Origin of the sequence: Actinomyces wuliandei (assembly GCF_004010955.1) — a bacterium.
Classification (GTDB): Bacteria; Actinomycetota; Actinomycetes; order Actinomycetales; family Actinomycetaceae; genus Actinomyces; species Actinomyces wuliandei.
Window position 1 is genome coordinate 2,455,600 of sequence record NZ_CP025227.1, and the last position, 25,438, is coordinate 2,481,037.

The following is a 25,438-nucleotide window of genomic DNA, read 5'->3' on the forward strand; positions in this document are numbered from 1 at the left end:
TGGTCTTTCCGTCTCTATCTTCCCGCCTGGTCTTTCCTGTCCGGCCCTCTTCTGCCTGGCTCTCCTTCCCGGCCTTTCCACCGTCTGCTACGTCGTACCGCGCCTTTCCAGTGCCCCCACCCCGGGGGCCTGGTGGAGACCCGGTCCGCTGTCAGGCGCAGCCAGGGCTCGCACGACTGGCTGTCACGGTACGCCTCCCGGGTGAGCGCTTCGGGTGCCACAGGCAAACACCAAGCTAACAACCTGTCCGGCGCGGCACAGCCACCACCAGCGACCGCCAGCAACCGCCAGCGACCGCCAGCGACCGCCAGGGCGGTATGCGAGGTCGGGGTACGCGACACCAGCCCCGGGGCATCGCACGACGTACCCGGGAGCCGGAAACCGGCCCTCACGGGCCGAGGCCGGAGCAGGGCTCGCCTTCCAGCCGTCCACGGACAGTGTCCTCGTCTGTCCCCGTCTACCCTCGTCTGCTGTCCTCCTACCGGGACGCACGCGAGGCTGTCGTGAGATGACGACACGGGGTACCGGCGCCCGACCACACCTTCCCCGAAGGACAGGGAGACGACACGGGGGCTACCGCCCCTCGGACAGGACGGGACGCTGCTTCTCGATCGCCACCGCCCGCACCTTGCCCCGGGGGCGGCGGGCCAGGTGCACCACCAGGATCTCCCCGGTCTTGAGCCAGGGGTCCCGGTCAGGCACAGAGCGCAGCAGCCGACCCGGCGCCACCTGCGCCACCACGTCCATGACGGTGGGCAGGACCGGGCGGTGGGTGCACAGGGCGACCGGCGCCTCCGGGTGGCGCAGCTCGTGGGTCACTACCGTGCGTACCGCCTTGGGCTTGTCGGCATGCGCGGCCTCGGTGAGCGAGCCCACCTGCTCCGCCTCCAGCCCGGCTGCCCAGGCGTAGGGGGCCACGGTGTCCGCGCAGCGCCTCCACGGGCTAGTGATGACCCGCGCCACCCCATAGGCAGACAGGATCGGCACCAGTGCCTGCGCCCGGCCCTCACCCTGGTCACGGGTCAAGGGGCGAGTGGCCTCGTCAGTCTCCGTGTCGCGCTTGCGAGGCCGGTTCCACACCGAGCGCTTGACTGCCCGCGCGTGACGCACCAGGACCAGCGTCCAGGTGTCCAGCTTGCCGTCCTCCCACAGGTCCACCAGCTCACCCAGCAGGTCCCGGTCCCGGGCGTGGGTCAGGTGCCTGCGGGCCGCCTTGAGGCCCATCCACCGCACGTCGTCGATCTCCCTGCGCGAGGCGAGCTCCACCGCCGCACGCGCTCTCAGCGCCGCCGAGCCCTCAGGCGGCAGGCGGGCCGCCCAGTAGCTGACCTGCTTGCGCGTGCCGTCACCCAGGCGGTAGCGCACAGTCGTCAGCGGCTGGCCCAGCACCACGTGACACCCGGTCTCCTCAGCGACCTCCCGCACTGCGCAGGTGCGCACCGACTCACCCGGATCGACCTTCCCCTTGGGGAAGGACCAGTCGTCGTAGCGGGGACGGTGCACCACCAGGACCTCCAGGCGCCCACGCCTCTCACGCCACACCAGCGCCCCGGCCGCACGGACCGCAGCCTTACTGCTCTTCCCGGCCTTCCCCCCGGCGCTGCTCCCAGCCTTGCCAGCTTTGCCTCCCCCCTTCTTCTCACTCTTGATCCCGGTCTTCTTCCCCGGCGCCTTCTCGCTGCTCATGACGGTCTCAGCGACGGCTCTTGACCCGCGAGCGCGCCCGGGCCATGAGGCAGTCCTGGACGTCCTCCAGGCGGCTGCCGTCCGCCCCGCTCACGTGACGGGTCCACGTACCGTCGGGGTTGAGGTGCCAGGAGGAGACCTCGTCACTGACGCAACGGGTCACCAGCCGCTCCAGCTGGGCCAGCATGGCGGGGTCAGTGATACGGACCAGGGCCTCCACACGGCGGTCCAGGTTGCGGTGCATGAGGTCGGCCGAGCCTATGTAGAGCACGGTGTCGCCCCCGTTGGCGAAGGCGTAGACCCGCGAGTGCTCCAGGAAGCGCCCCAGGATGGAGCGCACCCGGATGTTCTCGCTCAGGCCCGGCACCCCGGCCCGGATACCGCAGATACCACGCACCACGACGTCCACGGGCACCCCGGCACGCGAAGCCCGGTAGAGCGCGTCGATCACCGTCTCGTCAATGATGGAGTTCACCTTGATACGGATCCAGGCAGGCAGGCCTGAGCGCTTGTTGGCGATCTCCTTGTCAATGTGCTCCACCAGGCCGTCGCGCAGAGAGCGGGGGGCGACCAGCAGACGACGGAAACGTGCCCGTGGGGCGTAGCCGGAGAGCTGGTTGAACAAGGTAGTCAGGTCCTGGGCGACATCGCGGTCCGTCGTGAGCAGGCCCAGGTCCTCGTAGCCGCGAGCCGTCCTGGGGTGGTAGTTGCCGGTACCCACGTGGCAGTAGCGACGCAGGCCGTCGCCCTCCTCCCGGACCACCAGGAGCAGCTTGCAGTGGATCTTGAGCCCCACCATGCCGTAGACCACGTGGACCCCGGCCCGCTCCAGCTTGCGCGCCCAGGAGATGTTGGCCTCCTCGTCAAAGCGGGCCTTGATCTCCACCACCGCGACCACCTGCTTGCCGGCCTCGGCGGCGTCGATGAGGGCGTCGATGATCGGGGAGTCCCCGCTGGTACGGTACAGCGTCTGCTTGATAGCCAGAACCTGGGGGTCGGCGGCGGCCTGGGCCACCAGCTCCTGGACCGAGGTGGAGAAGGAGTCGTAGGGGTGGTGGAGCAGGACGTCGTGCTCACGCATCGCCGCGAAGATGTCCGGTGAGGTGGAGGACTCGTAGGCGGCCAGCCCAGAGGCGGTGACCGGCACGAAGCGCGGGTACCTCAGCGCGGGGATGTCCAGGTCGTGGAGCTCGTTGAGGCAGCGCAGGTCCAGCGGCGCAGGCAGGGCGAAGACGTCCTCCTCCCGCAGTCCCAGGGAGCGGGCCAGGTAGCGCCGGGTGAAGGGGGACACGGTGTCCTCCACCTCCAGACGCACCGAGTCACCGAAGCGGCGGCGCTCCAGCTCGCGCTCCATGGCGGTCAGGAGGTTCTCCGCGTCGTCCTCCTCCACCTCCAGGTTCTCGTTGCGGGTGACCCGGAAGAAGTGGTGCTCCAGGATGTCCATCCCGGGGAAGAGGTGATCCAGGTGCTCGCCAATGACCACCTCAATGGGGATGAAGGCCGTTCCTGCCTCCTTGTTGGAGGCGTCGAGCTCGCGGCCGGGCACGGTCACCAGGCGCGGCAGGGAGTCCGGCACCTTGATGCGGGCGAAGTGCTCCTTGCCGCTGCGGGGGTTGCGCAGGATGACGGCGAGGTTGAGGGACAGGCCGGAGATGTAGGGGAAGGGGTGGGAGGGGTCCACGGCCAGAGGGGTGAGGACGGGGAAGATGTGGTGGCGGAAGTAGCGGGCCAGCCGCTCCTGCTGCTCCGAGGCCAGCTGGTCCCACATGAGGATCTCGATACCGTGCTCGGCCAGGGCCGGGCGCACGTCCTCCTGGAAGAGAGCCGCCTGGCGGGCGGTGAGCTCCTTGGCACGGGAGGTGACCTGAGCGAGCACCTGGTGGGCGTCCAGGCCTGAGGCGCGCACCGGGGTGATGCCGGCCTTGATGCGGCGCTTGAGCCCAGCCACGCGCACCATGTAGAACTCGTCCAGGTTGGAGGAGAAGATCGACAGGAACCAGGCACGCTCCAGCAGGGGGAGGTCACGGTCCTCCGCCTGCTCCAGGACCCGCTCGTTAAAGTCCATCCAGGTAAGCTCCCGGTCGGTGAAGCGGTCCTCGAAGGACTCCAGAGGCGGCAGGACAGGCTCTGGGACCGGGGCTGGAAGGTCCGGAGGGCTGGGCACGGGGGCCTGACCCGCCTCCGCAGGGCTACCAGGGGTGAGGCTGGCAGGGGCCGAGCCCGCTGCGGCGCTGCGGGCCGCCTCGGCCGCAGCGCCGCGGGACGCCTCAGCCACACCAGCCGCCACCGGAGCCAGGAGGGCGCCAGCCTCCTCCAGGTCCTCGAAGTCCTCGTCCTCGTACTGGGGACCGGAGTCGTCGGCGAAGTCGCGCGGGTCAGCCGCCTCAATGACGTGCTCCTCAGCGACCTGCGCGTCCCGCGCGTCCTCCGCCCCATTGTCCGTCACGTCGGAGACCTCCACATCGGAGGCCTCCCTGGCACGCTCCACCTCATCACCGCTGTCAGGGCTGGGGGCGTGGGAACCAGGCCGGGCAGGCAGGCCGCCGCCACCTGTCGCCGCCTCACCCGGAGCCGCCACAGGGTCCCCAGCCGGAACCTCCACAGGGGCTGGCGGCACCGCCTCCGCCGACTCCCCCGGGTCCTGCGGGCCAGTGGCCGCCGTGGAGGCAGGAGAGTGGGCACGACCACCGAGGAAGGCGGACAGCGGGACGGGAGGCTGAGGGGCGTGGCTGGTCATGGGTGAATCGTCCCACGTCCAGGGCTGGGGCGACAGGCCGACCGGGCACGGCGCGGCCACGAGGCAGACCAGCCGCGCCAGCGACCGTGGGAGGGAGACGTTGCGCAACCACCACCTGCCAGCAACGCACTGGCCGCGCCGGTAGCAGTGGCCGGCTCAGTCGAGCAGGCCGACACGGGCACGACGGGCCGACTCGGCCAGCTCCTCGGCCGTCGCCACCAGGGCGGAGTCCCGGCGGGTGACGCGGTCCGCCAGCTCGTCGGCGTCGTCCTCGATCCACACGGCGCTGGACCCTGCCGCCAGGGCGCGCAGGAAGCCGGAGGTGACGCCGAGCAGCGGCTCCAGCGCCGTCACCCCACCCTCAAGCTGCCCGGCCAGGAGAAAGTCAAGGCGCTCCCGGAGCCACTGCGGCGCCGGGGCGCGCCGGGCCTGGGAACGAGCCTCCTCAAAACGGGCCTGAGCCTCCTCCCCCGCCCCAGTGAGGTCCACGGTGGTGGCGTACCGGCGCTCAACCAGCGCGGGGTCGCGCCGGATCCACTCCCGCACCAGGAACAGGCGCCACAGGGTGCCGGGCAGGGTAGCGGCCGGGGAGTCGGCCCACAGCTCGGCGACGTCGTCCACGCCGTGTCCCGACACCGCCGCGACAACACCCTCCCGGGTGATGGGACCCTCCTGCGGTCCCACAACACCGGGGAAGCCCCCGACCAGGGCCTGGGCAGCACGGTGGGCGAGCTCCGAGGCGACGGCGGTGTCAGCCGTGCCCTCGATCTGCTCGGCCGCCTCAGGGTCGAGGCGAGCGGGACGGTGGAACTGGCGAGCCATAACGGACCCCTCCCTGTAGGACCTGCAGGAGCAGCAGCCGGGCGGTAGCGGGCCAGCCGCGTGGCCCCGCACAGTGCTGCGCCGGGCTGCCGCCCCTATTGTGCCGCGAGACAGGCAGGCGGGACACCAGGCGACCAGATACACTCATGCGCACCTAGCCTGTGGACGGGGCAGCGGCTGGCCCGCGCCCATCCGGACCAGGCCGGGTACCTGACGGTGTCGGCTGCCACCAGGAGCAGGACTGTCAGGCGAGGCCCCCTTAGCTCAGCCGGTCAGAGCTGCGGACTTTTAATCCGACGGTCGTGGGTTCGAGTCCCACAGGGGGTACCGCAGCGCGGTGACGCATACGCGCATCACCCGGACCAGCTCTATCACATCCGCACACCTGCCACACCTGGCCTCATCCCAGCCACCACCACGCCCGTCACGGCCACGCAGTAGGTCACAAGGCCCTCACCCGTGGTGGCCCCGGGGCCCACAAGAAAGACATCGAGCCTTCCAGCGATCGCACGAGCACCGGCTGACACGGACTGCGCTGCCACCGCCTGCTCCCCCTCGTGCTCAGGCACGGTCGATGAGGTCCATGGGCTCGTTGGTGTCTCGGACCTTGACGGCGGGCTCGGCCTCGCGGATCGCACCGGTGTAGTCGAGGATCTTCGTGGCCCGCTCCTTGTGCTGGCGGCTGGTACGCACCTGGGTACACGTGTCGGGCTCCATAGCCCCGTCCTTCGCTGCCCTTCGTCCGTAATCCTGTCGTACTCCCGTTGTACTTGTCCAGGAGTGCCATCAACGGGGCGACATGGCTCGTCACAAGTGCCCGCAGGAAGGACCCGGCACCTCAGCAGCCGTTCAGAGCGTCCGCGCAGCCACCACCCTGGAGCCGCCCCCAGGCCCGCTTCCTAAGGCTGCACATCTTCAGCGCACCAGGGGGTCTGCCGACCAGGCGCTTCCTTGGAAGCACGTCCCGGTTACCCTCTCAGAGAGGCTGAAGATGTGCAGTAGCATCTTTTCTGCACATCTTCGGCTCCACCTCCGCGTCCTCACGCAGCGGAAATCGAGTCTTCTCCTGCCGTGGCAAGGCTGCTACGCCGCACGCTGGAGGCCGAAGATGTGCAGACTGTCTGTACTCCTGTGAGGAGAGACCGGGGTACGGCTCCTACCGCTGAGGACCACACCAGGCTCCTGTACAACGACACCCCTACATGACCAAGGCGACGGCGACGGTCATCAAGGGCACCGCAGCGCGCTTCGACTTCAGTGCCGACTCGGGGCTGACCCCCTCCCCGAGATCCAGGCCAGAGTCACCCAGCTGCGCAACACCCCCTGCAGGCCCGCACCGAGCAGACCGGCAGCGGGCTACGGCTGTGGCGGGCGTCAGAGCCCCCGATCCCGTACGGCGGCACCCACGTACCTTCACCAGCGCGATCGACGGCGACCTCCATGTCAGGCGCCGCCGCAAGGGACGCGACCTGACCCGCTTCTACATCACCAGACACAACCCCTGGGCGATCCGGCACCCGCCCTGCTCACACGGCTTCCGCGCCGAGGACGCAGACAGCGTGGCGGGAGCTGACAAGCCTGGCCGTCTCACGCCGGGAGCACCCAATCAATTCAATCTGGAGCCCCTGGCGTCACCGCATCACTCCTCGTGGGGAAGTTGTGACTCCTCACCGACGTCGTCCCACTGGCGCGACGCGGCGTGCTCCGGGCGGTCCCCGACAGTTCGGGCAGCCCGGGGCTCCGGCTGCGCCGTGGCTGCCTGGGCGTCGGGCTGCGGACCTGCGACCCGCCCGCGAAGGCGACGCTCGGCCTCACGGATTATCTCTGAGCTCTGAAGCTCCAGCACCTCCGCGATCACTGCCAGCTCGCCCACCGTCGGCGCGGGACCCTCTGCCCGAAAGATAATGCCGACCCGGTTGAGCGACATCCCCGCCTCGCGGGCCAGCCGACGCTGTGAGACCCCGGCGGCCTTCTGGCGGGCAGCCAGGATGTCGATCACCTCGCGATCAAGCGGTTCCAGCGGCTTTGGCTTCCTTGGCACGCCACAAGAGTACCAACGCCCGCACCGGCATCGGGCACACATTGACTTTGACCCTAAATAGGCCCAAAATAACGCCATGACATGGACCCCGCTTCGGCACATCTTCGACGAGGCGGTCTCCGCCGAGGTCTGCTCCCAGGCCCACCGGACAGGTCTGAGCGCAGAGGATCTCAGCATCGTCACCGGCCTGAGCCTGGTCACCGTCCAGGATGGGCTCAGTGGTCAGGCCCCCTTCACGGTCAGCGAGCTCAGCAAGGTCGCTGCACCGCTGGGAGTCAGCGCCTCTGAGATCATCGCCCGGGCCGAGCGCGTCGTGGCGGCGCAGGGCAACCGGCACCACGCCACTCCCACATACCCGGTCCCCGCCACTGAGGAGAGTCCGCACCGTGCCACACCCGACCGGCACGCCACGGCCCGCACCACAGGACCGTCCGACGACCAGGCGCCGTTAGGCGCGGAGGCCCTTGACGAGTTCCTCGCCCACATTGACCGTCGGCTCAGCGAGACCATCCAGCACCACGGCTCGCCGCGCCCGGACCAGGGTGACACGTGAGGAGTCGCCGACCAGCCCCCGTGGCGCCGTACCCACGCAGCGGGTCACGGCACAGCGGAGTCGGAACGGCAGTGAGACCGCCTAGCGAGACCACCTCTTTACACAACCGGTGAGCATCACTACCGTGAAGACAGTCGCGCCCTAAACCATACAGTCCCACACAGCCCCCAGCACTACGCAGGAGCCTACCGTGCCAGACCTGTCCCTCGACCCTGACGTCCTCAACACCCTGGCGTCTCAGGTCGACATGACCGCCGACGACCTGGACTCAGTGTCCTTCACCAGTCCCGCAGACCTCGGTCCCTCCACCAGGGCCGTCTCCGGCGCGATCCAGCGGCTGAGATCCCGGGTGACCAGCGCCGCGAGCAGAGCCCGCTCCACTGCGACCAATATGCGCTCCGCCGCACGCCAGTTCACCGACACCGACGAGGCCGTCGCCCAGGGAGCCCACTCGATCGAGGTCGGCGGAGCCGGAAGGCTCTGACCATGTCCACCATCGACGTCAAGGTCGTCACCCAGCCCTCCAACGCCTGGGACCTGCAGGCAGACCTGTCCTCCCAAGCCAGCAACCTCGACACCGCCTCTACCGACCTGGCAAGCACCCGGCGGAACGTTGCCAGCGAGGTCATCGGCCAGACAGGCTCCTCGGCTGCAGCCGCCCTGTCCAGCCAGGTCTCCACCCTGGACACCCTGTCCTCGGACGTGACCTCCCTGAGCTCGGCCCTGGACACCTTCGCCTACGCCATGAGCTCGGTGAAGACCCGCCTGGAGGCCGCCCGTGCGCAGGCGACAGGGGCGGGGCTGACCGTCTCCGGGGACCTCATCCAGGCGCCTGAGGACTCCTCGGACCCTGACTACGAGGCCAAGATGACCACCTTCAACCAGATCGCGGAGACGGTCGAGGCGGTCCGGGAGGACGAGACCAGCGCCCACGAGGAGTTGCAGTCCGCCTGCCGTGGGCTCTCCGGGCAGGCGATGACGGCTCAGTCGCTTGCTACTGTCGCAGCCGGGGGCAGCCAGGTCATCACCTGGGGCAACCGGGGTGTGAAAATGGCTCAGTGGACAGCTATCAGCCGGATCTCCACCTTCCGGCCCCGGGACGCGTCAGGGCGATTCATCGGCAAGGCGACCACCAAGAAGTGGGGGCGCTGGAAGACCGCCTGGGAGAAGACCAAGTCGAAGAACTGGCTCCCCAGGCCCGGCACCAAGGGCACCACCGCCTGGAAGATCCAGAACGCTGCGGGCAAGGCAGCGCCTGCGCTGAAGAAGGCGGGCGTTGCCGGCACGGTCCTGTCAGGCGCGGCGACCGCCTGGGACCAGTACAAGAGCGACTCAGCCAACAACCCTTCCATGGGGGAGGGGACCAAGATCGCCCGGGCCGCCGTCCAGGGGGTGTCCGAGGCAGGTACTGCTGCCGCCTTTTCGGCAGGCGGAGCGAAGGCAGGCGCGACACTCGGCGCCATGCTCGGCGGCCCCATAGGCATCGCCGTGGGCGGAATCGTCGGCGGGGCACTAGGAGCAGCCGTAGGGTCTGGGTTTGGGAAGGCGGCCGGGGGCTGGCTCAAGGACAAGATAGGCAAGATCTTCTAGACACCGGCCAGCACGAGAGGAGCCGTGATGAGGGACTGGCTGTACCTGGTGGTCGGCGTGGTCCTGGGGGCGGTCTTTGTCGCCTACTGGGCGCTGGCCATGTTCTCCGACTCCGGCGTGGCCCGGCTCATCCGCGAGCTCGACGCCGAGTGGCTCCGTCACGGCATCGACCACAGGAACTCCACCGCCCTGTCCATGCCCGCTTGCGGCATACTGAGTTTTGCTGCTGCACCCCTGATGGTGCTGGACATGAATGACGTCCGCATCAAGAACCTTGTGGACACTCTCGGCACCATCGGCACAGTCTCGCTCCTGGTCACATTCATCGGTTTCCTCCCGGTGAGGCTGCCCCGGTGGATGTACCCCCAGTGGCGGGAGGCCCGCCGCGCCCAGAAGCGCCACCACCGCATCACCACCACCAGCGGGCTGGACCCCCACGCCACCGCCCGCCTGGACCCCCACGCCACCACCACCAGCCCCCTCACAACCAGCACCGCCACCACCACCGGCCCCGACCCCCAGGCCATCCCCTGGCCGCCACCGGAGTGGCACAAGACCAAGAAGGACAGGCCCACCACCCTGACAGGCCGGATCACCCACGCCCTGACCACCACCGCAGGCAACATCGTCTTCACCGTGGCAATGATCGCCTTCCTCGCACCCGCCATCCTCATCTCCGCCGCCCTGGGCCAGTGGAGCGTCTACATCACCGTCCCCATAGCCCTCACCATCTTCATCGCCGCCGTCGTCGCCCTCCAAGACCACCGAAAAAGACACAAGAAGAAACACGCGTCCCGCCACCCCCGAGAGGAGCCGTGATGAGGGACTGGCTGTGCCCGGTGGGTTGCGTGGTCCTGGGGGTGGTCTTTGTCGCCTACTGGGCGCTGGCCATGTTCTCCGACTCCGGCGTGGCCCGGCTCATCCGCGAGCTCGACGCCGAGTGGCTCCGTCACGGCATCGACCACAGGAACTCCACCGCCCTGTCCATGCCCGCTTGCGGCACGATCTCCCTGGTCGGCGCACCGCTTTGGGTGATCGACAATGTTCGCCACGAGTCCCTGTACATCAGTCTGTCGCTTATCGGCCTTTTCTTCCTCCTGGTCACATTCATCGGTTTCCTCCCGGTGAGGCTGCCCCGGTGGATGTACCCCCAGTGGCGGGAGGCCCGCCGCGCCCAGAAGCGCCACCACCGCATCACCACCACCAGCGGGCTGGACCCCCACACCACCGCCCGCCTGGACCCCCACGCCACCACCACCGGCCCCGACCCCCAGGCCATCCCCTGGCCGCCACCGGAGTGGCACAAGACCAAGAAGGACAGGCCCACCACCCTGACAGGCCGGATCACCCACGCCCTGACCACCACCGCAGGCAACATCGTCTTCACCGTGGCAATGATCGCCTTCCTCGCACCCGCCATCCTCATCTCCGCCGCCCTGGGCCAGTGGAGCGTCTACATCACCGTCCCCATAGCCCTCACCATCTTCATCGCCGCCGTCGTCGCCCTCCAAGACCACCGAGACAAGCGACGGCGGCAGAAGCGACGCAAGCGCAGGCCCCCAGCCAGCCAGGCCCAACCACCCCATCAGCCATAACCGCCACACCCTCAGACCCAGACAGCATCACCGCAGGAGCACCGTATGAGCCAGACCGACCCTCCCGAGCAGCTGACCAGGCGGCTGCTCGGCAACACTGTCAGCATGGCGGCGCCCGAGACCTGGGACCAGCTCGACGCCACAGCCCTGGCAGACATCACCCGCACTATCGCACTGCCCGCCGACTCAGCTCCCGACGCCCTGGACCTGGTGTGCGCCGGCCCTTCTGGTGTCCCAGGATTCGCCGACAACTGCGTGGTCACCGCCGTCAGCCTCCCCACCACGACCTCTGACGCGGAATGGTTCCAGGAGTCCAGCGCCCAGGTCCTGGCCGCGATCCCGGGCGTGCGCCCGATCGACATGGCGCAGTGGAACGGTGACCACGTCACCGGTCTCATGCGCAGCGGCGTCTACATCATGGACAACCGCTCCCTCACCTTCACCCAGTGGTCCTGGGTCCAGGGGCCAGTCTTCCTGGACACCGGAGTCCGGCGAGGCATGACCGCCACCTTCACCACCCCCACCCTCACCTGTGGGACCTCACTGCCTCTCTTCACGGAGATGGCGGACACGCTCAATGTCTTTGCCGACCCCGACACCGCCCCCTAGGAGCCCCCATGGCACAGCTCAGCCTCACCGCAGACACGCCCGTAGCCGTGCTCAACGACGCCGAGTGGCTCTCCGTACGAGCCCTCTGCCTGGGCGGCCAGGTCCCCCAGGACCGCACCGCCAGCCGCCTGAGACGGGCCGGAGTCCTTGACGACCTCGGTATCACCCGGCAGGCCGCCCCCGCCTTCCAGGGGGTGCCTGCGGCAACACGGCACCTGGAAGTGACGCGTATCGAGCCGACAGCCCCGGAGAGACTGGTGGAGGCCTGGATCAGCCCAGCACGCACCACCGTCGTCAAGCACGAGCGCGACGGCCTGCACGTCTACGGCCTGGACGCCTGCGAGGTGCCCTCAGCCTTCGCCGAGCTCCTCGACCTCGGCCCCCGTGACAACGTCGACCTCGGCCCGCACCACCTGCCCGCCGAGATCATCACGCTCCTTGACTCCGGTGACGTCACAGCCCTGGACGCCGCGCTCTCCCAGCTGGCAGACACCCTCGACACCGGGGGTGAGCCGGGAGAGCCTGGCGGCCCCACCCCGCTGACCGAGGGGTTCAAGCACCGCACCTGGTCCCTGTCGCTCATCAGCACCCGCATCCTGGGGCTCGAAGGGTGGCAAGTGGCTGACTCCCTCAACACCCTGTCCGTCCCCGAGTGCCTGTACGACCTCCAGGTCGAGACCCCCACCTCGCCCCCGCTTGCCGGCCTGCGGGCGCAGAAGTCCCGGGGTGGGGCGGAGCTGGTCTTGGAGCCCATCTCCTCCATTATGGCCTGGGGTGCTGTCAGCCCCTGGTTCTTTCCTCCCCGGTCCTGACAGCCGCTCCTGACAGCCGCGTCACTGGCCCCTGGACCCAGATCCACCCCGCCTGCCACCGCGCAGGTGAGGGGTGCGCCGGGCTGCGCGGGATGACGCGCCAGCACCCCCAGAACCGCCCCGCCTGTCACTACCCCGGGCACGCCGTGACCTTCGGGACGCCCTCCTGCCGGACCCGGCGTGACCCGCCTGACCAGCCTGGTCGCGCCGAGCCCCCTGGACGGCCTGGACGGCGGCCCCGCCCTTGACCGCCACACCCTCAGGCATGTCCCCGGCAGCCACAGGTGCGGCGACGTCACCGACCAGGGCAGCCACGACGTCGTCCTCGGGACGCACCCGCTCCATGTCCGCCCGGATCCTGGCCTTGCGCAGCAGCACCTCGACGTCACGCTCCTGCTCGGGCAGGACCAGGGTGACGACCCTGCCCGCAGCCCCGGCACGCGCGGTGCGCCCCGAGCGGTGCAGGTAGGCCTTGTGCTCCGCAGGCGGGTCCACGTGCACCACCAGCTCGACGCCGCTGATGTCGATCCCCCGGGCAGCGATGTCGGTGGCCACCATGACGTGGACCTGCCCGGTTGAGAAGGCCCGCATGGAGCGCTCCCGCGCGTTCTGGCTCATGTTGCCCTGGAGCTCCACGGCGGGGACCCCGTCGCGGGTGAGGCTGCGGGCCAGGCGCCGGGCCTGGTGCTTGGTCCGGGTGAACAGGATCCGCTGGCCTGCCCCGGAGGCCAGCCGCACCACGACAGCGTCCTTGGCCACCTTGTCAGCCACGTGCAGCACCGTGTGGTCCATAGCCTGCACGGGGGAGCTGGCGGGGTCGACGGCATGGTGGAGCGGGTCGTGCAGGAACTCACGGACCAGCCTGTCCACACCGTTGTCCAGGGTGGCGGAGAAGAGCAGGCGCTGCCCGTGCGCGGGCGTGACCCGCAGGATTCGCCGGACACCAGGCAGGAAGCCAAGGTCCGCCATGTGGTCCGCCTCGTCCAGGACGGTGACGGCAACCTCGTCGAGGCTGACCAGCCCCTGCCCCATGAGGTCCAGGAGCCGCCCGGGACAGGCGACGACGACGTCGGCTCCCCCGGCCAGGGCGCGTTCCTGGGGCCTCTGGGAGACACCGCCGAAGACCGTCGTCACGCTCATGCCTGCCGTGGTGGCCAGGGGCCTGATGACGTCGTGGATCTGGAGGGCCAGCTCCCGGGTCGGGGCCAGGACCAGCCCCAGGGGTCGCCCTGGGCGCGCCCTGTCCTGCTCGGCCAGACGCTGGACCACCGGGAGGCTGAAGGCGAGGGTCTTTCCGCTGCCGGTCCGCCCCCGCCCCAGTACGTCGCGCCCTGCGAGCGTGTCAGGCAGGGTCGCGGCCTGGATCGGGAACGGGGTGGTAAAACCCCGGGAGCTGAGGTCGGCGGCAAGACTGGCGTCCACGCCGAGAGAGGAGAAGGAGCTCTCAGCATCGGTGAGCCCTCGGCCAGAGGTAGGTGCTTCGACAGCTCTGGGGGTCCTACCGGCTCTCGCCCGCCCGGCGGACGTGCCGGGACTGGCCGCCTCTGCTGGCGTGACGGATCGAACGGGTCGCGCCCGCCCGGTAGGACGGGCTGCCCTCGTGGGCCTGCCAGATCGAGCAGGTGCGGCGGTCTTGGTCGGCGTAGTCGGCACAGGGGTCCTGTCAGTTGAGGGTGTCCGGCGCCACGTGCTCAACGGTGCGTCCCCGTCCAGGAGCCGCACCGGAGCAGGGCAGCGGTCTGGGGCCACGGCAGAGTGCCGGGCCAGCGCGACATTATGCCGTACGGGCACGGCCTGGGCCGTGTCCCTGCTCAGCCCAGGAGGGCCGCCTCCAGCAGGACCACGGGCACGAAGCCTGCTGTCGTCAGCAGGACGGCGTCACGCGCCAGGTCCGTGGCCACCCCGTACCGGGAGGCATACATGAACACGTTCTGGGCGGTGGGCAGGCTGGCGGTCACCACGGGAACCAGCAGCTCGCGCCCCTCCAGGCCCGCAGCAAGACCGAGGACCGCGGCCGTGACGGGCATAACTACCAGCTTCCAGCCCACAGCCCACCACAGGGCCGCAGAGCCCGCGCGAGGGTCTCGACTACCAGCCCGCTCGCTGCCGCCGTCACCGGTACCCCCGTCACCACCACCCTGGGCTCCAGGCGCCTGAGGGCGCGACGGTGCGGAGCTCCTGGGGCGCAGGGGCCGGGGCGCCCCGGCCAGGCTGGCCCCCAGGGACAGCATCATGAGAGGCACCGCCACCCGTCCCAGCATGTCCAGCAGCTGGGCGAGGTAGCCGCCAGCAGTCCCGTGCAGGTCCCACCCTGCCACGTTGAGGCCCACCCCTGCTGCCACCGCCCACAACAGCGGGTTGCGCAGCGGCACGGTCAGGGTGGCGAGCCGGGAGGGGCTGCCCCGCCGCGTCACGGTGTCAAGCACCAGGAAGACGACCGGGGTGATGACCAGGAGCTGGAGCAGCAGGACCGGGGTGATGGCCGTCGTGCCCCCCAGGACCAGGACGGTCACCGGTATCCCCAGGTTGGCGGCGTTGACGTAGCCGGAGGCCAGTGCTCCCACGACCGACTCCGCCACGCTGCGCCGCAGCACCAGCCGGTGGAGGAGCCCAGCGGCAAGGACCGCCACCAGTGCGCAGGCCACGGTCGTCACGGTGGTGGCGGAGGTGACCACGCCCAGGTCCGCCTGGCTGACGGTCGTCAGCAGCAGGGCCGGGGTCGCGGCGAAGAAGCACACCCGGGTCAGGACGGCGTCGGTGTTGGCAGGCAGTGCCCGCAGACGCACCAGCAGCCACCCCACGGCGATGACCAGGCCGAAGACCCCCAGCCCGGCGACGACCTCGGCCACAGCAGCCCTCAGGCCTGCACGGGCACCAGGTCCACCCAGGTACCCGCGTGGTCGGAGACCAGGAAGGTACGGGTACCCCAGCCGACGGCCCTGAGCAGCGGGGCCTGACCGGGTCCGCAAACCTGGTGCCCCTCCTGCGGCTGCCCCCGGGGGCCGGCAGGCCACGGGTCAGTCAGGACGTGGTCGATCCGGCGGGAGGGTGCCCCCGCCGGGAACGTGCAGCCCTGCCCGACCTGACGCGCCACGTTGAGGGCCTCCACCCTCTCTGCAGGCAGGTTGTAGTCCCCCGCCAGGACGTGCGGCCCGGGCAGCCGGGCCAGTGCCTCCCAGGCCCGGCGGAGCTGGCGGGCCGCCGTGTCCTGACGGGTCGCCAGGTGGGTGGAGGCGACCGAGACCTGCCTCAGGGGCGCGCTGGCCCCGCTGTCCAGCTCGATGGTGGCGGCCACCATCACCCTGCTGGAGGCAGGAGACAGACGGTAGGAGCGCGGGTCCCAGGCGCGGCCGCCGCGACGCACGACGGCGGAGGGGCCACGCCCCAGCCGGGCCACGTGCCAGCTGCTCACCGGGTGGCGGGAGAGGAGGGCGTTGCCGTACCCGATCGGCTGGGCGCCGACGGCAGCCCGCGCGGGCCCCAGCACGTCGTGGGTGGGTGCCTCCAGCTGGCTGCGCAAGGGCCGACGTCGCAGCCCCGCCACCGGCCCCGCGTAGCTGGCCGCGAACCGGTAGTAGGGCATCCCCAGGGCCTGGGCCAGCACAGCAGCCTGGTGGAGGCGTCCGGAGCGGGCCTGGTGCAGGTCCACCTCCTGGAGGGCCACCACGTCGGGAGCGAGCTCAGCGACCTGCTCGGCCAAGGCGACCAGGACCGCCCGGGCGGCACCAGGGTCGGCGATACGGGCTGCGGACAGGGAGCCTGCCAGGGCGCTGCCGTCCCCCGCCCCCGGCCCCGGCTGGCCGTGCAGGAGGTTGAGGGTGAGCACACGCAGCACGGGCTCAGGCCCGCCCGACCGGCCCGGGGGCACGATCCCCCTCACCCGTCGCAGGGACCTGGGAGGCCCTGGGCAGGTCGGCGTCCTCCTGCGGGGAAACCTCCCCAGCAGTCTCAGCCCCCTCGGCACCTGCCCCGGCACCTTCTCCGGCCTCCTCCGCGGCCTCAAAGGTGAGGCTGACGGAGTTCATGCAGTAACGCTGGCCGGTGGGGGTCTGGGGGGCGTCGTCGAAGACGTGCCCCAGGTGGGAGCCGCAGGCGGAGCAGCGGACCTCGGTGCGGACCATGCCGTGGGAGGTGTCCGTGCTCAAGGTGACGGCGCTGCTGTCACGGGGGTCGTAGAAGGAGGGCCACCCGCAGTGGGAGTCGAACTTGGTGGCGGAGCGGAACAGCTCTGCCCCGCAGCCGCGGCAGCGGTAGACGCCCTCGCGGTGCTCCTCCAGCAGGGCGCCCGTGAAGGGACGCTCGGTGCCCGCCTCACGCAGCACGTGGTACTCCATGGGGGTCAGCGCGGCCCGCCACTGGGCGTCGGTCCTGGCAGCGGCAGAGGGGTCAAGGGTCGGCTCGGTGATGGTCATGGCCCCATCGTCGCCCCCCGGGCAGCGGGAGGGGGGCAGCGTTCACGCAGCGGGAACACACGGACGACACCGCTGGGCTCAGCGGCCCTGGGAGGGTTCTCCGGGATGACGCCTCTCAGCCTGGCTCCCAGGCCCGTCGGCCGACCTGGCGGTCGGCTCTTCGGCAGACCCGGCAACGGGGCTGTCCACCGGCCGTCCCGCAGGCGGCCCCGCTGTCTCAGCCATGGTCTCCATCTCCGTGGTCGGGAAGACGGTCGTCGGGTCCTGGCGGGTCGGGCGGGCGGCCTGCGGCTCGGGTGCGGCCTGCTCCTGCGGGTCGCGGCGCAGCAGGCTGCGTCGGCGGGCGCGCTCACGCCGGACCCGGCGCAGCGGGGACAGGCCCTTGGCGGCCGCACGCAGCCGGGCCGCCTCGATCGGGTCGCTGGTGGCGGCGATCTGGGCAGTCACCGCTGCGGTGTCGTAGCCGCCCTCGGGATCGTCTGCCCCAGCGCCGCCGGGCACCGACTGGGGCGCCCGGCCGGAGGCGTCACCCGTCCGCAGCGCAGCCAGCTCCTCCGCCAGGCGGGCCACCTGCTCGGGCGCCGGGTCCTGGGCGACCTCCACCTGGTCGACCTCCACCCGGGTACGGGGCAGGGCGTAGGGTGCCTGCTTCTGGAACCAGGCGACAAGCTCCTCGTTGACGTAGCACTTCAGTGCCCACACGTCACTGGGGTTCGCACCGGACAAGGCGATCCTCAGGGTGACCGACCCGCCGGAGGCGTCGATGACGTCCAGGGAGGCCTGCCGCCCGTCCCAGGCAGGGGAGGAGGCCACGATCCGGGCGAGCTCGGCCCGCACCGCCGAGACCGGGACCCTCCAGTCCAGGTCAATGGTCAGTGTCCCGGTGGTCTGGGTGCCCCGCCGGGACCAGTTGGCGAAAGGGTTTTGGGTGAAGTGGGTGGAGGGCAGCACCAGGCGGCGGTCGTCCCAGGTGTGGACCACCACGTAGGTCAGGGTGATCTCCTCAATGGTCCCCTGCTCGTCATCGACGACGACGACGTCGTCCACCCTGATGGCGTCGGAGGTGGCCAGCTGGATGCCGGCGAAGACATTGCCCAGGGTCGACTGGGCGGCCAGGCCGGCGATGACGGAGACCAGGCCCGCCGAGGCCAGGAGGGACCCCATGGCGACACGCGCGCTGGGAAAGGTCATGACCACGCCGACCAGGCCGCACACGACGAGGACGACCTGCGCGACACGGCGCATGATCTGGCTCTGGGTCGTGACCCTGCTGGTGCGCCCCTCGTCCCCGGAGGCCCGCACCCCGCTGACCACCGAGGCCTCCACGGCCCTGACCATGCCGACCACCAGCCACGTCCCTGCCATGATCGAGGCGATGAGCAGCAGGCGCGAGACGACCGTGGAGGTGACGGAGTTACTCATGCTTGTCAGGGCGACCTGGACACCAAGGTAGGCCCCCGTCATCGACCCGAAGGCGTAGGCCGCCCGGCGGCAGAATCGGGCCAGCTCGGCGTAGAGGCCACGACGTCGGCCCAGCAGCCGCATGACGACCAGGACGACGAAGGCGACAGCCAGCCCGATAAGCGCCCCCACACCCGCGTGAACCGCAAGAGTCAGGAGGCTGATCGTGGTCTGAGTCACCGTCTCCAGGGAGACGTCCATCGTCGGGGAGTCCGAGGGAACCGGGTCGTCCGACTCCTCGGCCGCTGCCGCCAGCAGGACGGCAGCAGGCGTGGGAGGGAGGGCAGCGGAGAGCATGGGGACATGCTAGGCCCGCCCGCCGCGAGGGCGTCTCGATGAGGGGCGCGCGGGATGTTGGAGAGCAGGACGGGCACCGGGGAGGCGTCCGCGACCGTCTCGAGGTGGCGGACCGGCTCGTCCTTGTTGAAGGCGGTGACCAGGGCGGGAAGGACCCCCGCGACGTCAGCGCTGGTGAGCGAGGCGGGGCTGCGCGACAGTCGCCTCGCAGGTCCCCCGCTGCGCCGTGACGCCGTCCGCCCCCGCCCAACCGGCTACAGCGGGGCGGCCTCCTCGGGAGCAGGCGGTCCTGTGTGCCATGTCATATCTCTCGGGCAGGGTGGGGTACTCCGTTGTACGAGTTCCACCTGGGCGGGAACCGCGCGAGGTGGGGTGGCACGACTCGCGCCAGGCCAGAACACGTCAGCAGGAGTAGGAACCGCGCCAGCCAGCCCTGACACCCCCTCAGGCCCAGCCCCCCCCTAACACCCCCTCAGGCCCAACCCACCGAGGTGCGAGAGGTGCGCAGGCACCCCAGACCCAACACTCAGAGACCTGTGACGACGAAGCCCTCGGGACCTTGTGAGTCCCGAGGGCTGTCGCAGTGGCTCCGACCGGCGTCGATCCGGTGACCTTTCGATTTTCAGTCGAACGCTCTACCAACTGAGCTACAGAGCCTGGAGACGGCGCCAACCCGGTCAGACCTGACCGGGCCAGCACCAGCGTCCGCGACCTCGACGGGACTTGAACCCGCGACCTCCGCCGTGACAGGGCGGCGCGCTAACCAACTGCGCCACGAGGCCTCGTGCGGCACGAAGCCAGATCTCCGAAGAGCCGTTCCACCATAACCCGAGCCGTACCCCCAACGGGATTCGAACCCGTGCTACCGCCGTGAAAGGGCGGGGTCCTAGGCCGCTAGACGATGGGGGCACTGAGGCCTTGGCGTCCTCGCACCTCGAACCGGGAAGAACATTAGGCGCCCACCCGTCACCCACGCAAATCGTCATGGCGTGACCCTGGTCACCGTCAAGACGTCTTGGTGGCAGGTTACAGACAGCAAGGAAGCGACGGCTGTGACGATGAAGGTTGGACGGCGACAGAAGCCCAACTGACCGACGGGTATCGTGCCTGGCTGGAGTCGTGCCCCCGGGGGCGGGCGCTCCCGTCTGGGGGCGCCTGGGGGGGCTTGGGTCTGGGGTTGTGGTGCTGGTGTGGTGGGGGTTACGGTTTGGTTATGCGGATGAGCGAGGAGGAGTGGCGCCAGGGGTGGCTGCACGCGTCCCCGGAGTGGGTGGACGTGCGCATGGAGGAGGCGCTGAGGCTGCTGGGGTGGTCGCCGATGGGTTAGGTGCCTCGTAGTGCAGGCCCCATGATGTGCAGCAACCTTCCTGATGCACATCATGGGGCCTGCACTGGTGCACGGTCCGTACGGTGGCCGATCCGTCTTCCGCAGAACCACGGGGAAGTCGATGCGTCGTCGCCCCAAGGGCACAGCGGGCAGCCGGTTCAAGATGTGCAGCAGCAGGGGAGCCAGCGCCCCCCGCATCCACGATTTTCCCGGGGAGCCCCGGATGAGGCGCCAACCCCCTCTTGTCTTGCGGCCACCTGAAACGAGTCTCGTCGCGGGGTTGACCTTGTGGGGGTGGTGTCGGTAGGGTCACGGGACCATTCGTCATGCATTCGTCATGGTGTCGGGTGGTGTCGGAGCGTGCTGATGGGAGGCTGGCTGTGGGTGACCAGGTAGCGGGCGGGCAGCCCGGGCAGGTGCAGGAACCGGGCACGCCCCCGGGCCCCGGGCAAGCCGAGGGCCCGCCCCGGGGACGCGCGCCGTCCGGGGGGCCGGTCCTGGGCCGGGGCTCGCGCCTCACGGTCGAGTATCGGCGTGACCGCGCGGCCGGGATCCTGGGTCGTGTTGACAGTGACCGGGCGATCGAGCGGCTGCTGCGCGAGGGGGTGGCGCCCCAGGAGGTGGTGGCTCGCACCGGGGCCGAGGAGCGCTTCGTCCTGACCGTCCAGCGCAAGATCGACCATGGTGAGCCGGTGCGCCCCCAGACCCCTGAGGAGCTGATCCTCAGGCGGTTCCTGGGGCAGATAAGCAGCCAGGAGATGATGGACCGCCTGCGCTCCTGGCCCTGGACCTTCGGCCGCATCCGCGACTACGACGGCTACGAGCGCGGCTCCTGGGACGACGTGTACCGTCTCAGGAGGGACTACCTGTCCGACCAGGAGTACGACGAGCTGGAGGCGATCACCGACCCCATGCCCAAGCCCCCCGACGACCCCATGCCCTGGGAGAAGGACTGGAAGCCCACGTGACACCGGGCAGCCAGGACACCAGGGGCGGCCAGGGCAGCCGGGGCGCCGGGGGCGGCCAGGACCCCAGCAACGACAGGGAGGTCCTGGAGGCTGTCGCCGCCCAGGTCCAGGCCGTCCTTGACCGCCTGGCACCAGCCCACACCCTGCCCCGCCAGCCTGAGGAGGGGACGCTCTGGCACCAGCTGCAGACGGCCATCATCGACGCCTACGTGGCCCGTGCCCAGGAGCAGGGCTCGCGCGGGGGCCGGGCGGTCATCATGGCCGGGTCCCCTGGGGCGGGCAAGTCCCAGGCCACCAGCATCGCCGCCCAGGCCCTGGGACCCCACCGCTCCAAGGAGGTGGGGATCGACGGGGCCGGGTGGACCACCATCGACGCCGACGACGTCAAGCAGCTCCTCCTGGGCAGCCCGGTGGCCGGCCTGGAGGTCGACCCCGCCCTGCTGGCCCGGGCCAGGGACCACTGGCTGGACCTCATCACCACCCACGCCCCCGGTCCCCTGGCCGACTCCCGCCCCCTGGCCCGCGGCGAGCTGGCCACCCTGGTCCACCCCCTGTCCACCGTCCACCACCACCGCCGACCTCGTGCGAGGCGACCTGCTTGGCGAGCGGTTCGACATCAGGATCGAGGGCACCCTCCAGTGGGAGGGCCAGGGCCCCCGCCTGGTCGAAGAGCTCGAGACCGCCGACTACGCCCAGGTCACCGTCATCGCGGTGGACACCCCCCAGGACCTGTGCCTGGCAGGCGCCTGGCAGCGCTGGGCCGGCCCCCGCTGCTGCGGCGAGCCCACCGCCCACTACACCCCACCCACCGCAGTCACCACCACCTTCACCACCGGCCCCGACGGCACCCCCACCAGCCGCTGCACCACCAACGCCGCCGCCACCCACCAGCTCGCCACCACCAGCACCACCCTGACCACCACCCTGGTCACCCTCCACCGCACCCCCCACGGCCCCACCCTGGCCACACCCACCCCACCACGCCAGTCCCCACACCCCACCAGGCCCCTCACCCGCGAGGAGGTCCTACAAGCCATCACCCAGCAGGCCCGCCAACCACCCACCACCCCAGACAGACCCACCCCACCACAAGCACCGACACCACAAAGGCCTCCACCACTAGACACACGTGAACCATGCGCCCCCTCCTGTCACCCGCGACTGCACCCAGTAAGGTGCGGCCATCTGCACGGCGTCAGGAGTCGGCAAGCAGTGACAAGAAAGATGGCAAGAGTGACAAGTACCGGCCGCCTGTGACAGGCTCACGGCATGACCCCACCGGTGTACCTGTCGGAGCAGGACTTTGAGGAGGCCGTCAGTGAGGCGCTCGACCTCATCCCACCCGACCTCGCCGAGGCGATGGACAACGTCGTGGTCCTGGTCCAGGACGAGCCCGACCCCGACATGCTGCGTGACTGCGACAGCGAGCACGGCGACCACCACGGCGACGGTCACGGCGGCACCGGCCCCTGCGGCTACGAGGACCCCGAGCACCCCGACGGCCTTGAGGACCCCGGTAGAAGCAGCGGCAACGACCGCAACAGCGGTGCCGGCTCACAGCACGGCCCGCCCACGCTGCTGGGGCTCTACCTGGGGGTCCCCCTGACCGAGCGTGACGAGGGATGGTCCCTGGTGCTGCCAGACCGCATCCTCATCTTCCGTGGCCCCCTCCAACGCTGGTGCTCCACCCGGGAGCAGCTGGTGGACGAGATCGCGATCACCGTCATCCACGAGGTCGCCCACCACTTCGGTATCGACGACGCCCGCCTCCACGAGCTCGGCTGGGGGTAACCCACTGCGCCCCGCCCCGCGCACCCCGAGCCCCGCCCCACGGTCTCGCGCGGGTCCCACGCACTCACGCGCGGCCCACTCAACGCACGCCTCACCCACACGCCCCTGACGCCCCCCTCCCCCACAGTCCCCTAGTGTCTGACCATGGAAGACCGCCGTCCCACCACTGCGGGCGACCCCCCTCCCACCGGAGCACGCCGCCAGCACCCGACACCAGCCCGGAGCACGACAGCTGCTCCCCCTCCCACCAGCGCCCGCCCTCCGCTCTCCCCACCAGCGCCCGCCCTCCGCTCTCCCCCACCAGCGCCCGCCCTCCGCTCTCCCCCACCAGCGCCCGCCCTCCGCTCTCCCCCACCAGCGCCCGCCCTCCGCTCTCCCCCACCAGCGCCCGCCCTCCGCTCTCCCCCACCAGCGCCCGCCCCGTGCGCCCGAGCCGACGCCGCGCGGTCACGGCCGCCATCCTGGGTGCCACGGCCCTGGTCGGCTGCTCCCGCAGCACCACCCCCGCCGCAGACCCCGCAAGTCCCTCGGCAGCCTCCTCAGCCTCCTCGTCGCCCCCGGGCGCCTCCGCAGCGTCCCCGGGGCCCTCAGGCTCCACCGACCCCGACCACACCGGCCCGGCCCCCTCCGCCTCTCCAGACCGTCTCGACGGCTGGAGCCTGGAGGAGATGGTCGGCCAGCTGGTCATGGTCGGCACCGAGGCCGACCACCCCTCCCCCGCAGCCACGGACGCGGTGTCCACCCACCACGTCGGCGGCATCTTCCTGGCTGGACGCTCCCAGGCCGGCAGCCAGGCCGTCGCTGAGACCGTCGCCGCCCTCACCGGCTCCGCCAGCACAGGCACCACCGGCACCACGCCGATGCTGGTGGCCACCGACCAGGAGGGCGGCCAGGTGCAGGTGCTGTCCGGGCCGGGCTTCTCCACCATCCCCTCCGCCCAGGACCAGGCGGGGCTGGCCCCCGAGGACCTGCGCGCCCAGGCCCTGGTCTGGGGCCAGGAGCTGTCGGCCTCGGGGGTGACGATGAACCTGGCCCCCGTCGCCGACCTGGTCGACACCGCCAGCCCCGGCTCCAACGAGCCCGTCGGGCGCTGGGGGCGCGGCTACGGCGGTGACGCAGCCACGGTCGGCGCCCAGGCCGCCGCCTTCGCGGAGGGGATGCGGGCCGCAGGCGTCGTCCCCACCTGCAAACACTTCCCCGGGCTGGGGCGGGTCACCGCCAACACCGACACCGCCGCCGGGGTCACCGACACCGTCACCACCCGCACCCAGGACGAGGCCGTGTCCGTGTTCGCCGGGCTCATCAAGGCGGGTGCCGAGGTCGTCATGATGTCCTCGGCCGTCTACTCCCTCATCGACGACACGGCACCCGCCGTCTTCTCCCCGGTGGTCGTCACCGAGATGCTGCGCGGGGACCTAGGCTTCACCGGGGTCGTCATCACCGACGACCTCTCCGCTGCCGCACAGCTGCAGGAGTGGGACCCCGGGCAGCGGGCGGTGCAGGCGGTGCGAGCCGGCTGCGACCTGGTGCTGGCCTCCGCCGACGCCGCTGCGGCAGCCCCCATGGCCCAGGCCCTCGTCGAGGCCGCCCGGTCCGACCCTGCCCTGGCTGCGCGGGTGGAGGAGTCCGCCCTGCGGGTACTGGCCCTCAAGGACTCGCTGCCAGGAGCGTAGGAGAGTCCCGCCCAGGCGGCTCCACACACGACACCACGTACGGCACCACGTACGGTCCCGCCCGGCTCCCCAGCCCCTCACCCGCATCCTCCTGAGGTAGGAGGATGCGGGGACGGCCTCCCCCTGCCCTGGTAGGAGACGGCTCCCCAGATGCCATGCAAGACTCGCTGGCATGAGTAGTCACAGCTCCCCGGCCTCACCCCCGGCCTCCCCTCTCCTCGCCCCTCACCGCCACGTCGACGACCCCGTCCTGACCGCCCGCGCCCTGACCAAGGTGTACGGCCGTGGCACAGGCGCCGTCACAGCCCTGGACTCTGTGGACGTCGACATCCCCCGCGCCCGCTTCACAGCAGTCATGGGTCCCTCCGGCTCCGGAAAGTCCACCCTCATGCACTGCCTGGCCGGCCTGGACTCGGTGACCTCAGGCACCATCATGCTCGACGGCGACGAGGTCTCCGCCATGAGCCAGCGCCGCCTGACCAGGCTGCGCCGCGAGCGCATCGGCTTCATCTTCCAGTCCTTCAACCTGGTGCCCACGCTCACGGCAGCGGAGAACATCACCCTCCCCCTGGACATCGCCCGCCAGAAGGTGGACAGACAGCGCTTCGACCAGGTGGTGGAGGCCGTGGGCCTGTCCGACCGGCTGTCCCACCGCCCCGCCGAGCTCTCCGGCGGCCAGGTCCAGCGCGTGGCCTGCGCCCGGGCGCTGGTGGGCAAGCCCGCCGTCGTCTTCGCTGACGAGCCCACCGGCAACCTGGACTCCCACTCCACCCAGCAGGTGCTGGCCATCCTGCGCACCAGCGTGGACGAGCTGGACCAGTCCGTGGTCATGGTGACCCACGAGCCGGAGGCGGCCGCCTGGGCCGACACGGTGCTCTTCCTGCGCGACGGCCACGTGGTGGCCGAGCTGGCCGACCCCAGCCGCGACCACGTCCTGGACGCCCTGCGCGAGCTGGGTGAGGACCGGCAGGACCAGGGCGGGAGCCAGGAGCAGCAGAGCCAGGGCCGGGGCAGCCAGCAGGGCGCCACCGGGCCAGCCGACTCAACCGACACGGAGGCCTGAT

General features: G+C 70.7%; 24 protein-coding genes, 4 tRNA genes and 1 pseudogene. 13 read left to right on the forward strand and 16 right to left on the reverse strand.

Annotated elements, in window-relative coordinates; all coding sequences use genetic code 11:
• Positions 1 to 573: 573 nt before the first annotated feature.
• The 3 genes from CWS50_RS10165 to CWS50_RS10175 form a co-directional block, all read right to left on the reverse strand.
• Complete coding sequence (locus CWS50_RS10165) at positions 574 to 1,686, reverse strand: NUDIX hydrolase (protein WP_127842701.1); 1,113 nt, start codon at positions 1,684 to 1,686, stop codon at positions 574 to 576.
• Positions 1,687 to 1,693: 7 nt separating this feature from the next.
• Positions 1,694 to 4,423 (reverse strand): RNA degradosome polyphosphate kinase, encoded by a 2,730-nt coding sequence (locus CWS50_RS10170; protein ID WP_127842702.1) that lies wholly within the window; start codon positions 4,421 to 4,423, stop codon positions 1,694 to 1,696.
• 156 nt (positions 4,424 to 4,579) lie between these two features.
• Positions 4,580 to 5,245 (reverse strand): hypothetical protein, encoded by a 666-nt coding sequence (locus tag CWS50_RS10175; protein ID WP_127842703.1) that lies wholly within the window; start codon positions 5,243 to 5,245, stop codon positions 4,580 to 4,582.
• Between the two features lie 253 nt (positions 5,246 to 5,498).
• Between CWS50_RS10175 and CWS50_RS10180 the strand changes: the two genes are divergently transcribed.
• Positions 5,499 to 5,572 (forward strand) — tRNA-Lys (locus CWS50_RS10180).
• A 44-nt stretch (positions 5,573 to 5,616) separates the two neighbouring features.
• On the opposite strand, the gene CWS50_RS10185 is transcribed toward CWS50_RS10180, so the two are convergent.
• The 3 genes from CWS50_RS10185 to CWS50_RS10190 all read right to left on the reverse strand — a co-directional run bounded on the left by CWS50_RS10185 (position 5,617) and on the right by CWS50_RS10190 (position 7,286).
• Positions 5,617 to 5,814 carry a hypothetical protein gene (locus tag CWS50_RS10185; RefSeq protein WP_127842704.1) on the reverse strand — a complete coding sequence of 66 codons (198 nt, stop codon included), beginning with the start codon at positions 5,812 to 5,814 and terminating at the stop codon, positions 5,617 to 5,619.
• Positions 5,807 to 5,962: a hypothetical protein gene (locus tag CWS50_RS13015; protein WP_164860123.1), complete on the reverse strand. Its 156-nt coding sequence runs from the start codon at positions 5,960 to 5,962 to the stop codon at positions 5,807 to 5,809. Before CWS50_RS13015 ends, CWS50_RS10185 begins: the two co-directional genes overlap by 8 nt.
• Positions 5,963 to 6,884: 922 nt before the next feature.
• Entirely contained in the window at positions 6,885 to 7,286 is a 402-nt protein-coding gene (locus tag CWS50_RS10190) for a helix-turn-helix domain-containing protein (RefSeq protein ID WP_164860124.1), read from the reverse strand.
• 76 nt (positions 7,287 to 7,362) lie between these two features.
• Here CWS50_RS10190 and CWS50_RS10195 point away from each other — a divergent pair, with 76 nt between their 5' ends.
• The 7 genes from CWS50_RS10195 to CWS50_RS10225 all read left to right on the forward strand — a co-directional run bounded on the left by CWS50_RS10195 (position 7,363) and on the right by CWS50_RS10225 (position 12,445).
• Positions 7,363 to 7,839, forward strand: a complete 477-nt coding sequence (locus tag CWS50_RS10195) for a hypothetical protein (protein ID WP_127842706.1) — start codon at positions 7,363 to 7,365, stop codon at positions 7,837 to 7,839.
• A 190-nt stretch (positions 7,840 to 8,029) separates the two neighbouring features.
• Complete coding sequence (locus CWS50_RS10200; RefSeq protein WP_127842707.1) at positions 8,030 to 8,323, forward strand: hypothetical protein; 294 nt, start codon at positions 8,030 to 8,032, stop codon at positions 8,321 to 8,323.
• A 2-nt stretch (positions 8,324 to 8,325) separates the two neighbouring features.
• On the forward strand, positions 8,326 to 9,429 hold the full coding sequence (locus tag CWS50_RS10205; protein ID WP_127842708.1) for a hypothetical protein: 1,104 nt from the start codon (positions 8,326 to 8,328) through the stop codon (positions 9,427 to 9,429).
• A gap of 27 nt (positions 9,430 to 9,456) precedes the next feature.
• Positions 9,457 to 10,248: a hypothetical protein gene (locus tag CWS50_RS10210; protein WP_127842709.1), complete on the forward strand. Its 792-nt coding sequence runs from the start codon at positions 9,457 to 9,459 to the stop codon at positions 10,246 to 10,248.
• Positions 10,248 to 11,024 carry a hypothetical protein gene (locus CWS50_RS10215; protein ID WP_127842710.1) on the forward strand — a complete coding sequence of 259 codons (777 nt, stop codon included), beginning with the start codon at positions 10,248 to 10,250 and terminating at the stop codon, positions 11,022 to 11,024. Before CWS50_RS10210 ends, CWS50_RS10215 begins: the two co-directional genes overlap by 1 nt.
• Positions 11,025 to 11,069: 45 nt before the next feature.
• Positions 11,070 to 11,633: a hypothetical protein gene (locus tag CWS50_RS10220; protein ID WP_127842711.1), complete on the forward strand. Its 564-nt coding sequence runs from the start codon at positions 11,070 to 11,072 to the stop codon at positions 11,631 to 11,633.
• A gap of 8 nt (positions 11,634 to 11,641) precedes the next feature.
• Positions 11,642 to 12,445 carry a hypothetical protein gene (locus CWS50_RS10225; RefSeq protein WP_127842712.1) on the forward strand — a complete coding sequence of 268 codons (804 nt, stop codon included), beginning with the start codon at positions 11,642 to 11,644 and terminating at the stop codon, positions 12,443 to 12,445.
• Positions 12,446 to 12,466: 21 nt separating this feature from the next.
• Here the strand turns inward: CWS50_RS10225 and CWS50_RS10230 are convergent, their stop codons facing one another.
• The 8 genes and pseudogenes from CWS50_RS10230 to CWS50_RS10265 form a co-directional block, all read right to left on the reverse strand.
• Positions 12,467 to 13,867: a DEAD/DEAH box helicase gene (locus CWS50_RS10230; protein WP_127842713.1), complete on the reverse strand. Its 1,401-nt coding sequence runs from the start codon at positions 13,865 to 13,867 to the stop codon at positions 12,467 to 12,469.
• A 389-nt stretch (positions 13,868 to 14,256) separates the two neighbouring features.
• On the reverse strand, positions 14,257 to 15,294 hold the full coding sequence (locus CWS50_RS10235) for an AEC family transporter (RefSeq protein ID WP_127842714.1): 1,038 nt from the start codon (positions 15,292 to 15,294) through the stop codon (positions 14,257 to 14,259).
• Between the two features lie 8 nt (positions 15,295 to 15,302).
• Positions 15,303 to 16,280, reverse strand: a complete 978-nt coding sequence (locus CWS50_RS10240) for an endonuclease/exonuclease/phosphatase family protein (protein WP_127842715.1) — start codon at positions 16,278 to 16,280, stop codon at positions 15,303 to 15,305.
• 160 nt (positions 16,281 to 16,440) lie between these two features.
• Positions 16,441 to 16,857: pseudogene (gene msrB / locus CWS50_RS10245) on the reverse strand (peptide-methionine (R)-S-oxide reductase MsrB); the annotation flags it as partial.
• Positions 16,858 to 16,935: 78 nt separating this feature from the next.
• Positions 16,936 to 18,615 carry a mechanosensitive ion channel domain-containing protein gene (locus tag CWS50_RS10250; RefSeq protein WP_127842716.1) on the reverse strand — a complete coding sequence of 560 codons (1,680 nt, stop codon included), beginning with the start codon at positions 18,613 to 18,615 and terminating at the stop codon, positions 16,936 to 16,938.
• A 584-nt stretch (positions 18,616 to 19,199) separates the two neighbouring features.
• A tRNA-Phe gene (locus CWS50_RS10255) sits at positions 19,200 to 19,272 on the reverse strand.
• A gap of 51 nt (positions 19,273 to 19,323) precedes the next feature.
• Positions 19,324 to 19,397 (reverse strand) — tRNA-Asp (locus CWS50_RS10260).
• 54 nt (positions 19,398 to 19,451) lie between these two features.
• Positions 19,452 to 19,524, reverse strand: a tRNA-Glu gene (locus CWS50_RS10265).
• Between the two features lie 798 nt (positions 19,525 to 20,322).
• On the opposite strand from CWS50_RS10265, the gene CWS50_RS10270 reads away from it, so the two are divergent.
• A complete protein-coding gene (locus CWS50_RS10270) occupies positions 20,323 to 20,910 on the forward strand; it encodes a hypothetical protein (protein ID WP_164860125.1) in 588 nt (195 codons plus the stop codon).
• On the opposite strand, the gene CWS50_RS13020 is transcribed toward CWS50_RS10270, so the two are convergent.
• Positions 20,805 to 21,482 (reverse strand): hypothetical protein, encoded by a 678-nt coding sequence (locus CWS50_RS13020; protein ID WP_164860126.1) that lies wholly within the window; start codon positions 21,480 to 21,482, stop codon positions 20,805 to 20,807. The two genes, CWS50_RS10270 and CWS50_RS13020, sit on opposite strands and share 106 nt — an antisense overlap.
• Before the next feature lie 10 nt (positions 21,483 to 21,492).
• Between CWS50_RS13020 and CWS50_RS13025 the strand changes: the two genes are divergently transcribed.
• Positions 21,493 to 22,167: a hypothetical protein gene (locus tag CWS50_RS13025; RefSeq protein WP_164860127.1), complete on the forward strand. Its 675-nt coding sequence runs from the start codon at positions 21,493 to 21,495 to the stop codon at positions 22,165 to 22,167.
• A gap of 12 nt (positions 22,168 to 22,179) precedes the next feature.
• Positions 22,180 to 22,701 (forward strand): metallopeptidase family protein, encoded by a 522-nt coding sequence (locus tag CWS50_RS13975; protein WP_341472721.1) that lies wholly within the window; start codon positions 22,180 to 22,182, stop codon positions 22,699 to 22,701.
• Positions 22,702 to 22,792: 91 nt separating this feature from the next.
• Here the strand turns inward: CWS50_RS13975 and CWS50_RS13620 are convergent, their stop codons facing one another.
• Positions 22,793 to 23,389: a hypothetical protein gene (locus CWS50_RS13620; RefSeq protein WP_243118293.1), complete on the reverse strand. Its 597-nt coding sequence runs from the start codon at positions 23,387 to 23,389 to the stop codon at positions 22,793 to 22,795.
• Here CWS50_RS13620 and CWS50_RS10290 point away from each other — a divergent pair.
• Both CWS50_RS10290 and CWS50_RS10295 read left to right on the forward strand, forming a co-directional pair.
• The gene (locus CWS50_RS10290; protein WP_243118294.1) at positions 23,370 to 24,374 is read left to right on the forward strand and encodes a glycoside hydrolase family 3 N-terminal domain-containing protein; all 1,005 of its coding nucleotides are present in this window, start codon (positions 23,370 to 23,372) and stop codon (positions 24,372 to 24,374) included. The genes CWS50_RS13620 and CWS50_RS10290 overlap by 20 nt on opposite strands.
• 172 nt (positions 24,375 to 24,546) lie before the next feature.
• Complete coding sequence (locus CWS50_RS10295; protein ID WP_127842720.1) at positions 24,547 to 25,437, forward strand: ABC transporter ATP-binding protein; 891 nt, start codon at positions 24,547 to 24,549, stop codon at positions 25,435 to 25,437.
• Position 25,438 lies beyond the last annotated feature (1 nt).

Bases quoted from the DNA above. Each gene is read 5' to 3' on its own strand.
- CWS50_RS13015 (WP_164860123.1), bottom strand. From the start codon at position 5,962: ATGGAGCCCGACACGTGTACCCAGGTGCGTACCAGCCGCCAGCACAAG.
- CWS50_RS10290 (WP_243118294.1), top strand. From the start codon at position 23,370: ATGGTCGGCCAGCTGGTCATGGTCGGCACCGAGGCCGACCACCCCTCC.
- CWS50_RS10225 (WP_127842712.1), top strand. From the start codon at position 11,642: ATGGCACAGCTCAGCCTCACCGCAGACACGCCCGTAGCCGTGCTCAAC.
- CWS50_RS10165 (WP_127842701.1), bottom strand. From the start codon at position 1,686: ATGAGCAGCGAGAAGGCGCCGGGGAAGAAGACCGGGATCAAGAGTGAG.
- CWS50_RS13620 (WP_243118293.1), bottom strand. From the start codon at position 23,389: ATGACCAGCTGGCCGACCATCTCCTCCAGGCTCCAGCCGTCGAGACGG.
- CWS50_RS10250 (WP_127842716.1), bottom strand. From the start codon at position 18,615: ATGCTCTCCGCTGCCCTCCCTCCCACGCCTGCTGCCGTCCTGCTGGCG.
- CWS50_RS10220 (WP_127842711.1), top strand. From the start codon at position 11,070: ATGAGCCAGACCGACCCTCCCGAGCAGCTGACCAGGCGGCTGCTCGGC.
- CWS50_RS10215 (WP_127842710.1), top strand. From the start codon at position 10,248: ATGAGGGACTGGCTGTGCCCGGTGGGTTGCGTGGTCCTGGGGGTGGTC.
- CWS50_RS10195 (WP_127842706.1), top strand. From the start codon at position 7,363: ATGACATGGACCCCGCTTCGGCACATCTTCGACGAGGCGGTCTCCGCC.
- CWS50_RS10295 (WP_127842720.1), top strand. From the start codon at position 24,547: ATGAGTAGTCACAGCTCCCCGGCCTCACCCCCGGCCTCCCCTCTCCTC.
- CWS50_RS10205 (WP_127842708.1), top strand. From the start codon at position 8,326: ATGTCCACCATCGACGTCAAGGTCGTCACCCAGCCCTCCAACGCCTGG.
- CWS50_RS13975 (WP_341472721.1), top strand. From the start codon at position 22,180: ATGACCCCACCGGTGTACCTGTCGGAGCAGGACTTTGAGGAGGCCGTC.
- CWS50_RS10210 (WP_127842709.1), top strand. From the start codon at position 9,457: ATGAGGGACTGGCTGTACCTGGTGGTCGGCGTGGTCCTGGGGGCGGTC.
- CWS50_RS10170 (WP_127842702.1), bottom strand. From the start codon at position 4,423: ATGACCAGCCACGCCCCTCAGCCTCCCGTCCCGCTGTCCGCCTTCCTC.
- CWS50_RS10175 (WP_127842703.1), bottom strand. From the start codon at position 5,245: ATGGCTCGCCAGTTCCACCGTCCCGCTCGCCTCGACCCTGAGGCGGCC.